Here is an 11,207-nt window from a genome sequence, read left to right as displayed (position 1 = left end):
GCAGATATCCACGCTCCGACCAACGGCCAAATTTACATGACGGATCACAAACAGACAGTTTCGACCCCTTCCCCCACGGCAGACGGGCTCGCCGATGCAGCCAAGAAAGCCAGCAAAAAGGGCCCGCCGCCCGTGCATTTGTGGGATCCGCCCTTCTGTGGCGATCTCGATATGGAGATCCGCCGCGACGGGACTTGGTTCTATCTCGGCACGCCGATCGGGCGCGAGGCGCTGGTGCGACTGTTTTCATCGATTCTGAAACTGGAGGACGGGAAATACTACCTCGTCACCCCGGTCGAGAAGGTCGGCATCAAGGTCGAGGACGCGCCTTTCATCGCCGTCGATTTCACTACTGAGGGCGAAGGCGACGACCAGTCGATTCGGTTCACGACGAATGTGGGCGACGTGGTGCTGGCCGATGCGGAGCACGCGATCCGGGTGGAGCATAGCGAAGATGGCGAACCCCGCCCCTATCTGCATGTGCGCCGTGGGCTGGAGGCTTTGATCGACCGCAAGAGCTTCTACCGGCTCGTCGATCTCGCCGTGACGCGCGAGCATGAGGGCGAGGACTGGACCGGCGTGATCTCGGCGGGCAGCTTCTTCCCGATCCTGCGTGCCGCGGAGCTGTAACGTGCCGAAATTCGCCGCGAACCTGACGTTCCTGTTCACTGAACTCCCCTTCATGGAGCGGTTCAAAGCGGCGAAACAGGCCGGTTTCGATGCGGTCGAAGTGCTGTCTCCTTACGACGCGTCCGCGCAGGAGATGCGCCACGAGTTGATCCGCCACGACCTGAGCTTCGTGCTGATGAACGTGCCCCCGCCGAACTATACGGGCGGCGATCGAGGCTTTGCCGCCGTGCCGGGGCTGGAAGACCGCTTCCGCCGCGATTTCGACCGCGCGATGCGCTTTGCCGACATCCTGAAGCCGCGCGTCCTCCATATCATGGCGGGCAAGGCCGAGGGCGCGGAGGCCCGCGCGACCTATATCGCGAACCTGAAATGGGCGGCGGCGCGCGCGCCGAAACGGCGCCTGACGATCGAGCCGATCAACCCGACCGATATGCCGGGCTATTTCCTGAACGATTTCGATCTCGCAGCGGAGATTCTCGATGCGGTCGCAGCCCCGAACCTGCATCTGCAATTCGACGCCTATCACGCGCAGATGCTGACCGGCGATGTGACGGGAGCTTGGGCGAAGCATGGTCACCGTGCGGCCCATGTGCAATTTGCCGATGCCCCGGGGCGCGGCGGCCCCGGTTCGGGCAAGATCGACCTTGCCGGCTTCTTCGCGACGCTCGATGCCGATGGCTATGACGGCTACGCCTCAGCGGAATACACCCCGCAGGCGGAGACGCGGGAAACGCTGGGCTGGCTGCCGCGCTAGCTCAATGCGCCGGATGGCCCGCGTGGCCATGATCTGTGTGCCCATGATCTTCGTGATCGTGATCTTCGTGGTCGTCATGGTCCGGGTGATCGGCGCAACCAAGGCTCGCGCTTTCCGGCTCCAGCGTCGCATGGTGGATGCCGAACTGATGCGCCAGCATATCCTTGGCGCGCGCGATGACCGTGGCATAGTTATGGCCCTCTTCCAGCACCAGATGCGCCTCGACGGAGACGCGCTTCTCGTCGATCTGCCACAGGTGGACGTGGTGGACGCTCGCGACGCCTTCGACCTCGCCCAGCGCGCCCCGCACCTCCGTGCAATCCTTCTCGGGCGGCGCGCCCAGCATCAGGATGCGCAGCACCGGCTTCAGATCGGTCGCGACATGCCACAGGATGAAGACCGAGATGCCGATGGTCAGGATCGGGTCGACCAGCCGCCAATCGTAGAGCAGAATCACGATGCCGCCGACGATCACCGCGACCGAGGCCCCGGCATCGGCGAGGTTATGCAGGAAGGCCGCACGGATATTCAGGCTCTGCTTGGAAAGCGCATAGGTCAGCGCGGCCGTCGCCAGATCGATGATCAAGGCCAGCGTCGCCAGCCAGACCACGATCCAGCCATCGACCTGCGGCGGGTGGATCATCCGCCCCACGGCTTCGACGACCAGCCAGACCGAGATCAGGATCAACGCGATGTAATTGACGAAGGCCGCGATGACCTCGGCGCGCGACCAGCCGAAGCTCATCGCCGCATCCGCCCCGCGCTTGGCCAGCTTGCGCGCCCCAAAGGCCAGCACCAGCGCGGCGGCATCCGAGAAGTTGTGCACCCCGTCCGCGATCAGCGCCATCGAGCCCGCAATCGCGCCGCCCAACACCTGCGCCACCGTCAACACCACATTGACGACCACCGCCCAAAGTACGCGGTTGTCGCTCGTATCGGCGTCGAGATGGTGGTGGTGACGATGATCGTGGGGCATGGGCGCCTTTCTCGGATTTCGGCGCCTGAGGCGCGGTTGGGACGCTCCGCGGGGGATATTTGGACCAAGCCGAATGCAAGGCGCGCGTTTCGACTTGGTCTAAATATCCCCGCCGGAGGCTTCCGCAGTCTCAACATTGCCATGCGGCAGGGTCAATGCGCCTGAGCAGGGCTGCGCGAAGATACACACGGGCTTGTGCGTTGCTCGATCACGCGCAGTTCACCAAAATGCGAGCCTTGCAACTCCCGGCCACATGAGGTGACCCCGATGATCCCCGCCCGCTACGCCCATCTGCTGTTCAGCCTGATCCTCTCGGGGATCATGTCGCTTCTGGTCTCGGGCGTCGCCACTTTCCGCGCAGCTGGGCTGGCCGAGGACTTCGTGGCGCTTTGGGCTTCGAGCTGGATTTCGAGTTGGATACTCGCCTACCCGTCGGTGCTGGTCGTCGCGCCGATCGCGCGGCGCGTGACCAATCTGCTGGTGCGTCAGCCCGCGGCTCAGTGAGCGGCGGCCCAGCTTTCCCCCTGCCCCGCATCGACGACGAGCGGCACCGTGAGCTTCATCACAGGCTCCGCCGCGCCTTCCATCGTGGCCCGGGCGGTCTTGATCAGATCGTCGACGGCCGCATCCTCGACCTCGAAGATCAGTTCGTCATGCACCTGTAGCAGCATCCGCGCGGGAATACCCGCGATCGCCTCGGGCATCCGCACCATGGCACGGCGGATGATATCGGCGGCTGCCCCTTGGATCGGTGCGTTGATGGCCGCGCGCTTGGCGAAGCCCGCCGACGGTCCCTTCGCGCCGATATCCGGCGTGTGGATCTTGCGCCCGAACAGGGTCTGGACGAATTTGTGCTCTTTCGCGAAGGCCACGGTGTCGTCCATGTATTTGCGGATACCGGGGAAACGCTCGAAATAGCGGTCGATGAAGCCCTGCGCCTCGGCACGCGGGATGCGCAGGTTGCGCGCCAGACCGAAGCCCGAAATCCCGTAGATCACCCCGAAATTGATCGCCTTCGCCTGACGGCGGATCTCGGGCGTCATCTGATCCAGCGGCACATCGAACATCTCCGAGGCGGTGGCCGCGTGGATGTCCAAGCCCTCCTTGAAGGCCTCGCGCATCTCGGGAAGGTCGGCGACATGGGCGAGGATGCGCAGCTCGATCTGGGAATAGTCGAGCGAGACGATCGTGCAGCCCTCGCGCGCGACGAACGCCTCGCGGATGCGGCGGCCTTCCTCGGAGCGCACGGGGATGTTTTGCAGGTTCGGATCGGTCGAGGCCAGACGCCCGGTGTTCGCGCCCGCGATGGAATAGGAAGTGTGAACGCGGCCAGTCTCCGGGTTCACATGGGTTTGCAGCGCATCCGTATAGGTCGATTTCAGCTTCGAGATCTGCCGCCAGTCGAGCACACGCGCCGCCAGCTTCGCAGCCTGCGGGTTGGTGTCCTCCATCGTGGTCACGTCTTCGAGCACATCCGCCCCGGTGCCATACGCCCCGGTCTTGCCCTTCTTGCCGCCCTCGACGCCCATCGTGTCGAACAGAATCTCGCCGAGCTGTTTCGGCGAGCCGACATTGAAAGGCTGGCCCGCGATCTCGGCGATCTCGTCTTCGAGCTGCGCCATCTTCTGCGCGAAGGCATTGGACATGCGCGACAGCACCGAGGCGTCGACCTTCACGCCGGCCATTTCCATATCGGCCAGCACCGGCACCATCGGGCGCTCCAGCGTCTCGTAGACGGTGGTGACACGCTCGCGATGGAGCCGCGGCTTGAACTGCTGCCAGAGGCGCAGCGTGATATCGGCGTCCTCGGCGGCGTAGCGTGTGGCCTTGTCGATCTCGACCTTGTCGAAGGTGATCTGGCTCTTGCCGGAGCCGATCAGCTCCTTGATCGGAATCGGCTGGTGGTTGAGGTAGCGATCCGAGAGCGCATCCATCCCGTGACCGTGCAGCCCCGAGAACATCGCGTAGGACATCAGCATCGTGTCGTCGATGGGCGCAACGCGGATGCCGTGACGGGCGAAGATCTTGAAGTCATACTTCATGTTCTGGCCGATCTTCAGGATCGCCGGATCCTCCAACACGGGCTTGAGCAGCGCGAGCGCCTCTTCGAGGTCCATCTGACCTTCGACGCGCTCGGCTCCACCGAACAGATCGCCTTCGCCTTTGCTATGCCCGAGCGGCAGATAGGCCGCCTTCCCCGCTTCGATGGCAAGCGACACGCCCACAAGTTCGGCCTGCATCTCGTTGAGCGAGGTGGTCTCGGTATCGACCGCGACCCAGCCTTTCGCGCGGGCCTCATCGAGCCATTGCGTCAGCGTCTCGGCATCGCGGATGCAGACATAGCTTTCGGGATCGAAGGGCGGCTGCTCGACCTCGGGTGCCGTATCGTCATGGCTGGCGGGCACGTCCGAGACTTCCGGCGGGGGCGGCGGCTCGGCGCCGAATTTGTCGGCCACGCGGCGGGTCAGCGTGCGGAATTCCATCTCGTTGAGGAAGCCCATCAGCGTATCGACATCCGGCTCGCGGATTTCCAGATCGTCGAGCGTGAACTCGATGGGCGTCTGATCGTCGAGCGTCACCAGCTGCTTCGAGAGGCGAATCTGGTCGGCCTTCTCGATCAGCGTCTCGCGGCGCTTGGGTTGCTTGATCTCGGAGGCGCGCTCCAGCAGCGTCTCCAGATCGCCGTATTCGTTGATGAGAAGCGCCGCCGTCTTCACGCCGATGCCGGGCGCACCGGGGATGTTGTCGACCGAGTCGCCGGCAAGCGCCTGCACGTCGATCACGCGCTCGGGGCCGACGCCGAACTTGGCCTCGACCTCCTCGACGCCGATGGCGCGGCTCTTCATCGCGTCGAACATTTCGACGCCGCCGCCGACGAGCTGCATCAGATCCTTGTCCGAGGAGATGATCGTCACACGGCCGCCCGCCTCGCGGCCCTGACGGGCAAGCGTCGCGATGATGTCGTCGGCCTCGTAGCCCGCCAGTTCCTCGCAGGCGATGTTGAACGCCTTGGTCGCGTCGCGGGTCAGCGGGATCTGCGGGCGCAGTTCCTCGGGCATGGCGTCGCGATTGGCCTTGTATTGATCGTAGAGGTCGTTGCGGAAGGTGTGGCTGCCCTTGTCGAAGATCACCGCCGCATGGGTCGGCGCGTCCGAGCCCTTGGCGTCCTCGATATATTTCCACAGCATGTTGCAAAAACCCGCGACCGCCCCGATCGGCAGCCCGTCGGACTTGCGCGTGAGCGGCGGCAGCGCGTGATAGGCGCGGAAAATGAAGGCCGAACCGTCGATAAGATGCAGGTGACAGCCTTTGCCGAATGCCATTGCGAGAGCCCTCCTTCGCGCGTTGGCCCCGGTTGTGCCACAGGGGGGTGCGGAGGGGAAGAGGATCGGGGGGTGAGCCGCGTCTCGGAAGGATTCCAGTGGAAGCCTTCAGCGGCGAACGCGCCGCGCGTCGCGGCGCAGGGGTGGCGATTGAGTTTCGCGACAAGGGCCGCGCCCGAGCCTTGGGTGGGTGCTTCGCTGTGGTCTGGTTTGGGCAGTTCATCTCGCAAGCCCGAAAGACCGCCGGGCCCGCGCGCCATCGCCAATGCGCCCTCCCGGGGGAGAGTCGGGCGCGGCCCGGGCTGGTCGCCCGTGCCCAAGGATATGCGGAGAGCCCTTGCCAGCTTCCCTGAAATCCCCCATCTCAAGCGGCAACCGCAAAGGATCGAACCGATGGATTATTCCAAGATGGGCGGCGCGAAGCCGCCGAAGAACACGCCCAAACATGCCGAGCACAACGCCTATGGCTCCGACAAGACGCCCTACGGGAAGAAAGACCCGAAGGCTGCGCTGCTCGAACGGATGAAAGCGGCGGCGAAGAAGGACAAGTGAGGCGCGGCAGGCTAACCGGCGCCTAGAGTTGATCTTCCAGCGCCGCGGCCCCGGCCATCATCTGCGCCGAGACCTTGCTGAACAACTCGGCCCAGTCGGCGGCCAGTTCGAGCGTCCAGTGATCGCCCAGCTTGGCCGCGAGGCCTGCGATCACCGCCTCTGACAGCCACACGTAATAGTCCGGCTCGGCCCCAAACAGCACATGCATCTGACCGAGGCCGGGCAGTTCCAGTTCCTGTTCCTCGGGTGGATCAAGCGTGGAGAGGATCACCTCCATCATCGCAGCATATTTCAGCTGCTGCCCGCCTTCGCTGTTGGGCAGCAGCTGATCAAGCTCGGGATGGACCGCGAAGAGCCGCGCGAAGGCGTCGCGAAACAGCGACGGGTCTTCGAAGTCGAGCCGCGCCGCGCTGGCTTTCACCCGCGCCGCGCGCTCGGGCGGCAGAAGTGGCTCAGTGATCGTCATGCGCGTGATCGCGGTCGATCACATATTTCTTGTCGCAATAGCCGCATTCGACGAAACCGGTGTCACGCGGGATCGACAGCCAGACGCGCGGATGACCCAACGCCCCCTCGCCGCCATCGCAGGCAACCTTCCAGGTGGTGACGACCTCGGTCTCGGGTGCCTCGGGGGCATTAGGCGAATGGGTGGCAGTCATGGATGCTCCGTCTATATAAGGCACGAAAACCGCGCCCTGAATTTGGGCTTCATTCTAGCAATCGCGAAAGGCGGGGCAAGTTGGAACAGCAGGCAATCGAAGTTACCGGGCTGCGCAAGACCTATGCAGGCGGCAAGAAGCAGGCACCGAAGGAAGCGTTGAAGGGGCTCGACCTGTCGATCCCGGAAGGCTCGATCTTCGGGCTGCTGGGGCCGAACGGGGCGGGCAAGTCCACGCTGATCAATATTCTTGCGGGCCTGGTGAAGAAAACCGACGGGCGCGTCGTGATCTGGGGATTCGATCAGGACGTGAACCCGCGCCAGTCGCGCGCCGCGATCGGGGTGATGCCGCAGGAGCTGAACATGGACCCGTTCTTCACGCCGCGCGCGGCGCTGGAGATGCAGGCGGGGCTTTACGGCGTGCCGAAATCCGAGCGTTGGACCGATGAGATTCTCGAACTGGTGGGCCTGTCGGACAAGGCCGAGGCCTATGCGCGCAACCTCTCGGGCGGGATGAAGCGGCGGCTTTTGCTGGCCAAGGCGCTGGTGCATCGGCCGCAGATCCTCGTGCTGGACGAGCCGACCGCAGGCGTCGATATCGAGTTGCGCGCGATGCTGTGGCGCAATGTGCGCAAGCTCAACGAGCAGGGCATGACGATCATTCTGACGACGCACTACCTCGAGGAAGCCGAGGAGATGTGCGACGAGATCGCGATCATCAACAATGGCGAGCTGATCGTGCGCGACACCACGCCGAACCTGCTCAAGCGGATGGACCGCAAGGCGCTGGTGGTCGAGCCGCGCAATGAGGTTAGCCAAGAGATTCGCCTGCCCGAAGGCGTCACCATGGAAACCCGCCCGGGCGGGCAGATGGCGTTTTCCTACTCGCGCGAGCAGACCTCGGCGGAGGATATCCTCGATGCGCTGCGCGCAGCCGATGTCGAGATTCGCGACATCGCGAGCGAACAGCCCGGGCTGGAGGAAGTCTTCGTCTCGCTGACCTCGAACCGTTAAAGCCCGTGGCTGCGGTCGTAGGCGTTGGGCGCAGGCGGCGTCCATCCTTCGGGCGCTGATTTCGGACGGTAGATCTCGACGTCCAGCGGATAGCAGGCGGCCGTGTCCGAGCTGTGCTCGGACGAGCAATCCCCGCCCGGACAGGCCGAGAGCACGCCCAGCAGATCGGTCTCTGCGAAGAATTCGAGATAATCGCCGGGGCGCACCGGGCTCGCCTTCATGAAATACTGCCCGGTGTCGCGGGTGAAGCCGGTGCACATGAAGACGTTGAGCACGTCATGCACCAGCGCCTCCGCCTCGCGCAGCGGCAGATCGCGCGCCTCGGCCAGCGCGCGGGTCAGGTTGGAATGGCAGCAATGGTGATACTGCCCGCCATCGGACAGCAGGCAATGCGTATAAGGATCGCAGCGCGTGCCGATCACGTCATGGACCGCGCCGCCGAATGCGTCGATGCCATACCAGTCGAGCGTATCCTCGGTGATCGTCGCCAGCGGGCGCATCGTCGGAAAGCCCGACCACATCCGGTCGCCGCGGCTCAGATGCGTGCCATGCAGTGCACGCGTCTTGCCGGAATAGAACCGCTCTGACAGATCTGCCGAGAACAGGTTCAGATCGCCCACCTGCGGCCCCTCGACCGAAGCGATGCGGAAGAAATGCCCGGCAGGCACGTCGAAGGCCAGCGCCTCGCGCGGGGGCACGCGCAGATCGACGATCTTTTCCCAGCCCTCACGCACGGCGCGATAGGCGGACAGGTCCGGCGCAGGCAGCGCATCGGTCGGGTAACAGATCACCGGCGCGATGGCGCGGCGGGCTTCGGCGTCTTCGGGCGCCAAAAACTGGGGCGTTGGGTGCATGGGGCCTCCTTATTGCCGTCACTCTGCCTGTCTGGCGGGAAATGAAAAGGCACCTCCGCGAGGATCGTGTTGAAGACTGGCCTTACTTCGCTCCGGTAAGGCGCGATATCAGCGCCTCCGTCATCTCATCTTGCGAATGTTTCAGTGGATCATCGAGACTGTCTGCAAGCCCGAAGAGCATCACCATCCCCAGAACCGCCGAATGGATCGCAACGGCTTGCTGGCGATCGCCTCCGCAGTGATCCGCAAGCGCGGAATACAGGCGGTCCGTTACGGGGTGAACTTGCGCCACGAACCCGGCCGCTGTCGCGTCCTGCCCGGTCCGCTTCAGGGTCTGAGGCATGAGATACATCGCCCGGAACCGGTCGAGGTCGCTGAAGTGAAACGCCGCGATGGCCCGCACGAATCCTGCGATAGCCGCCCTGCCCTCAGAGGCGGATCGCAACGCCTCCAGACCCGCTTCCGTCTCTGCTTCGAGCCAGGGTAGATACATCGCCGCCAGAAGCGCCTGTTTCGTCGGATACCAGTAGAGCACCGCCTGTTTCGAACGTCCCAACCTGCGGGCGATGGCATCGAAAGATACGCCACCAAGCCCTTCGGTCGCGAGAATGTCGCGCGCGATTTTCAGGATCTCAGCGTCTGTCTTGGGCGTAGCCATGTTCGAATTCCTTGACGGCTTACCAAAGGTAAGCCTATCCTTACCAATGGTAAGCACATTGGTCCACCCCTTCGGATGGCCAAGAGATAAGGAGCGGACCTTGGATCACCTCAGCATGCAAAACCCCGTTCTCGCGACCTATGTCATCGCGGCCGCGCTCATGGTGCTCAAGGTCATGGGCCAAGGCTGGATGACCGTCTATCGCATGCTGAAAAGCAATTCCGGGCTCGCCAGCCCCGAGGATCTGCGCCCCGGCCTCATCAACCGGGCACCGGACCCATCCCAATTGGCGCTCAACGACTACGTCGACCGCTCGCGCCGCATGCATCGGAACGATCTGGAAAACATTCCCGCGTTCTGGGTCGCAGGGTTCCTGTTCGTGCTGATCGACCCTGCCCTGTGGCTCGCACAGACCTTGCTCTACGGGTTTGTCATCGTGCGGCTGGCGCATTTCTGGGCCTATGCCACGGCGCAATCGCATGAAATCCGCGCGACCTTCTACACGGTTGGGTCGCTGATCGTAATCTACATGGCGGCCCATACGCTCGTTGTCGCGCTGACCTGAGCGTCAGACAAAGAAAAACCCCGACCGAAGCCGGGGCAGTCACGACAGAACTCTTCGGGAGGTCACCGCTCAAGCCGCGGTGTAATACTCGTACATCAGCTCAACCGCTTCGAGACCGTCGGTATTTTCGGTCTTCGCGGTCGGGATGAATACGGGCGTGGACTTTTCAGGGGTGTAGTAAGCCAGATGCTCTTCGGCCACCTGGATCGGTTGCGCCCCTTTGGGGAATTTGACGATGTCGACCATGGAACTCTCTCCAGTCACGTTTCGAGTTCCTCCCTGACACCCGATTTAGGGATTTTTCCGCGGATTCAAACCCAAAATGCTGCATGTGCGATATGCATTTGCCGCAACGCAGCAAAAAGGGCGGCTCGCGCCGCCCTTTCCACAAATCGTTGAGGGTGAACCATAGGATCACCCCAATATATACATCAGATCAGACGACCCGGTTGACCTGCATCCGCTTGATCTCGGCAATCGCTTTCGCCGGGTTCAGACCTTTCGGGCAGGTCTTGGTGCAGTTCATGATCGTGTGGCAACGATAGAGCTTGAAGGGGTCTTCGAGCTGATCGAGACGCTCTGCCGTCGCTTCGTCGCGCGAGTCGATGATCCAGCGATAGGCGTGCAGCAGCGCTGCCGGGCCGAGGTATTTGTCGCCGTTCCACCAGTAGCTCGGGCAGGAGGTCGAGCACGAGGCGCACATGACGCATTCATACAGACCATCGAGCTTCTTGCGGTCTTCGATCGACTGACGCCATTCCTTCTCGGGCCGGTTCGTCTTGGTCTCGAGCCACGGCATGATCGACGCGTGCTGGGCGTAGAACATGGTCAGGTCGGGGATCAGGTCTTTCACCACCGGCATGTGCGGCAGCGGGTAGATCTTCACGTCGCCCTTGATCTCGTCGAGGCCGTAGATACAGGCCAGCGTGTTGATCCCGTCGATGTTCATCGCGCAGGAGCCACAGATGCCTTCGCGGCAGGAGCGGCGGAAGGTCAGCGTCGGGTCGATCTCGTTCTTGATCTTCAAGAGCGCGTCGAGAACCATCGGCCCGCACTTATCCATATCAATGAAATAGGTGTCGAGACGCGGGTTCTCCCCGGTATCCGGGTCCCAGCGATAGATCTGGAACTTGCGGATATTCTTGCCATCCGGCTTCGGCCAGGTCTTGCCGACGCGGATCTTGGAATTCTTCGGAAGCGTGAACTGAACCATGGTTGGTCCC

The 11,207-nt window shown here is 63.3% G+C and carries 14 protein-coding genes; 6 read left to right on the top strand and 8 right to left on the bottom strand.

The genetic code is table 11. The annotated features are described in order from the left end of the window. The first annotated feature begins 36 nt into the window (after positions 1 to 36). Together AC2TZ7_RS08225 and AC2TZ7_RS08220 are read left to right on the top strand one after the other, a co-directional pair. Entirely contained in the window at positions 37 to 630 is a 594-nt protein-coding gene (locus tag AC2TZ7_RS08225; protein WP_489866540.1) for a DUF1285 domain-containing protein, read from the top strand. Between the two features lies 1 nt (position 631). Beyond that, entirely contained in the window at positions 632 to 1,384 is a 753-nt protein-coding gene (locus AC2TZ7_RS08220) for a hydroxypyruvate isomerase family protein (RefSeq protein WP_489866539.1), read from the top strand. Position 1,385: 1 nt separating this feature from the next. Here the strand turns inward: AC2TZ7_RS08220 and AC2TZ7_RS08215 are convergent, their stop codons facing one another. Beyond that, on the bottom strand, positions 1,386 to 2,360 hold the full coding sequence (locus tag AC2TZ7_RS08215; protein ID WP_489866538.1) for a cation diffusion facilitator family transporter: 975 nt from the start codon (positions 2,358 to 2,360) through the stop codon (positions 1,386 to 1,388). A gap of 267 nt (positions 2,361 to 2,627) precedes the next feature. Between AC2TZ7_RS08215 and AC2TZ7_RS08210 the strand changes: the two genes are divergently transcribed. Then, positions 2,628 to 2,864 (top strand): DUF2798 domain-containing protein, encoded by a 237-nt coding sequence (locus AC2TZ7_RS08210; RefSeq protein ID WP_489866537.1) that lies wholly within the window; start codon positions 2,628 to 2,630, stop codon positions 2,862 to 2,864. On the opposite strand, the gene polA is transcribed toward AC2TZ7_RS08210, so the two are convergent. After that, complete coding sequence (gene polA / locus AC2TZ7_RS08205; RefSeq protein ID WP_489866536.1) at positions 2,858 to 5,683, bottom strand: DNA polymerase I; 2,826 nt, start codon at positions 5,681 to 5,683, stop codon at positions 2,858 to 2,860. The two genes, AC2TZ7_RS08210 and polA, sit on opposite strands and share 7 nt — an antisense overlap. Before the next feature lie 393 nt (positions 5,684 to 6,076). Between polA and AC2TZ7_RS08200 the strand changes: the two genes are divergently transcribed. Beyond that, the gene (locus AC2TZ7_RS08200) at positions 6,077 to 6,235 is read left to right on the top strand and encodes a hypothetical protein (RefSeq protein ID WP_176535967.1); all 159 of its coding nucleotides are present in this window, start codon (positions 6,077 to 6,079) and stop codon (positions 6,233 to 6,235) included. A 22-nt stretch (positions 6,236 to 6,257) separates the two neighbouring features. On the opposite strand, the gene AC2TZ7_RS08195 is transcribed toward AC2TZ7_RS08200, so the two are convergent. Continuing rightward, positions 6,258 to 6,701, bottom strand: a complete 444-nt coding sequence (locus AC2TZ7_RS08195) for a globin domain-containing protein (RefSeq protein WP_489866535.1) — start codon at positions 6,699 to 6,701, stop codon at positions 6,258 to 6,260. Beyond that, on the bottom strand, positions 6,688 to 6,894 hold the full coding sequence (locus tag AC2TZ7_RS08190) for a zinc-finger domain-containing protein (RefSeq protein ID WP_078519710.1): 207 nt from the start codon (positions 6,892 to 6,894) through the stop codon (positions 6,688 to 6,690). The genes AC2TZ7_RS08195 and AC2TZ7_RS08190 overlap by 14 nt, the downstream gene beginning before the upstream one ends. A gap of 80 nt (positions 6,895 to 6,974) precedes the next feature. On the opposite strand from AC2TZ7_RS08190, the gene AC2TZ7_RS08185 reads away from it, so the two are divergent. Further along, positions 6,975 to 7,907: an ABC transporter ATP-binding protein gene (locus tag AC2TZ7_RS08185; protein WP_489866534.1), complete on the top strand. Its 933-nt coding sequence runs from the start codon at positions 6,975 to 6,977 to the stop codon at positions 7,905 to 7,907. Here the strand turns inward: AC2TZ7_RS08185 and AC2TZ7_RS08180 are convergent. Continuing rightward, positions 7,904 to 8,761, bottom strand: a complete 858-nt coding sequence (locus AC2TZ7_RS08180) for an urea carboxylase-associated family protein (RefSeq protein WP_489866533.1) — start codon at positions 8,759 to 8,761, stop codon at positions 7,904 to 7,906. The genes AC2TZ7_RS08185 and AC2TZ7_RS08180 overlap by 4 nt on opposite strands. Before the next feature lie 82 nt (positions 8,762 to 8,843). Beyond that, positions 8,844 to 9,419: a TetR/AcrR family transcriptional regulator gene (locus AC2TZ7_RS08175; protein WP_489866532.1), complete on the bottom strand. Its 576-nt coding sequence runs from the start codon at positions 9,417 to 9,419 to the stop codon at positions 8,844 to 8,846. A gap of 100 nt (positions 9,420 to 9,519) precedes the next feature. On the opposite strand from AC2TZ7_RS08175, the gene AC2TZ7_RS08170 reads away from it, so the two are divergent. Continuing rightward, positions 9,520 to 9,984: an MAPEG family protein gene (locus AC2TZ7_RS08170; RefSeq protein ID WP_489866531.1), complete on the top strand. Its 465-nt coding sequence runs from the start codon at positions 9,520 to 9,522 to the stop codon at positions 9,982 to 9,984. 69 nt (positions 9,985 to 10,053) lie between these two features. Here the strand turns inward: AC2TZ7_RS08170 and AC2TZ7_RS08165 are convergent, their stop codons facing one another. Both AC2TZ7_RS08165 and AC2TZ7_RS08160 read right to left on the bottom strand, forming a co-directional pair. Next, positions 10,054 to 10,230: a hypothetical protein gene (locus tag AC2TZ7_RS08165; RefSeq protein WP_158522076.1), complete on the bottom strand. Its 177-nt coding sequence runs from the start codon at positions 10,228 to 10,230 to the stop codon at positions 10,054 to 10,056. 190 nt (positions 10,231 to 10,420) lie between these two features. Then, positions 10,421 to 11,197 (bottom strand): succinate dehydrogenase iron-sulfur subunit, encoded by a 777-nt coding sequence (locus AC2TZ7_RS08160; RefSeq protein WP_075776181.1) that lies wholly within the window; start codon positions 11,195 to 11,197, stop codon positions 10,421 to 10,423. Positions 11,198 to 11,207: the final 10 nt, after the last annotated feature.

The sequence above is a fragment of the Thioclava sp. ISO4 genome, assembly GCF_058105145.1.
Note: the sequence above shows the minus strand (reverse complement) of the source record. Positions and strands in the feature narration are given on the sequence as shown.

Excerpts from the sequence above, each read along its gene's own strand:
- AC2TZ7_RS08195 (WP_489866535.1), bottom strand. The coding sequence starts at position 6,701 with ATGACGATCACTGAGCCACTTCTGCCGCCCGAGCGCGCGGCGCGGGTG.
- AC2TZ7_RS08160 (WP_075776181.1), bottom strand. The coding sequence starts at position 11,197 with ATGGTTCAGTTCACGCTTCCGAAGAATTCCAAGATCCGCGTCGGCAAG.
- AC2TZ7_RS08225 (WP_489866540.1), top strand. The coding sequence starts at position 37 with ATGACGGATCACAAACAGACAGTTTCGACCCCTTCCCCCACGGCAGAC.
- AC2TZ7_RS08165 (WP_158522076.1), bottom strand. The coding sequence starts at position 10,230 with ATGGTCGACATCGTCAAATTCCCCAAAGGGGCGCAACCGATCCAGGTG.
- polA (WP_489866536.1), bottom strand. The coding sequence starts at position 5,683 with ATGGCATTCGGCAAAGGCTGTCACCTGCATCTTATCGACGGTTCGGCC.
- AC2TZ7_RS08190 (WP_078519710.1), bottom strand. The coding sequence starts at position 6,894 with ATGACTGCCACCCATTCGCCTAATGCCCCCGAGGCACCCGAGACCGAG.
- AC2TZ7_RS08175 (WP_489866532.1), bottom strand. The coding sequence starts at position 9,419 with ATGGCTACGCCCAAGACAGACGCTGAGATCCTGAAAATCGCGCGCGAC.
- AC2TZ7_RS08210 (WP_489866537.1), top strand. The coding sequence starts at position 2,628 with ATGATCCCCGCCCGCTACGCCCATCTGCTGTTCAGCCTGATCCTCTCG.
- AC2TZ7_RS08180 (WP_489866533.1), bottom strand. The coding sequence starts at position 8,761 with ATGCACCCAACGCCCCAGTTTTTGGCGCCCGAAGACGCCGAAGCCCGC.
- AC2TZ7_RS08215 (WP_489866538.1), bottom strand. The coding sequence starts at position 2,360 with ATGCCCCACGATCATCGTCACCACCACCATCTCGACGCCGATACGAGC.
- AC2TZ7_RS08200 (WP_176535967.1), top strand. The coding sequence starts at position 6,077 with ATGGATTATTCCAAGATGGGCGGCGCGAAGCCGCCGAAGAACACGCCC.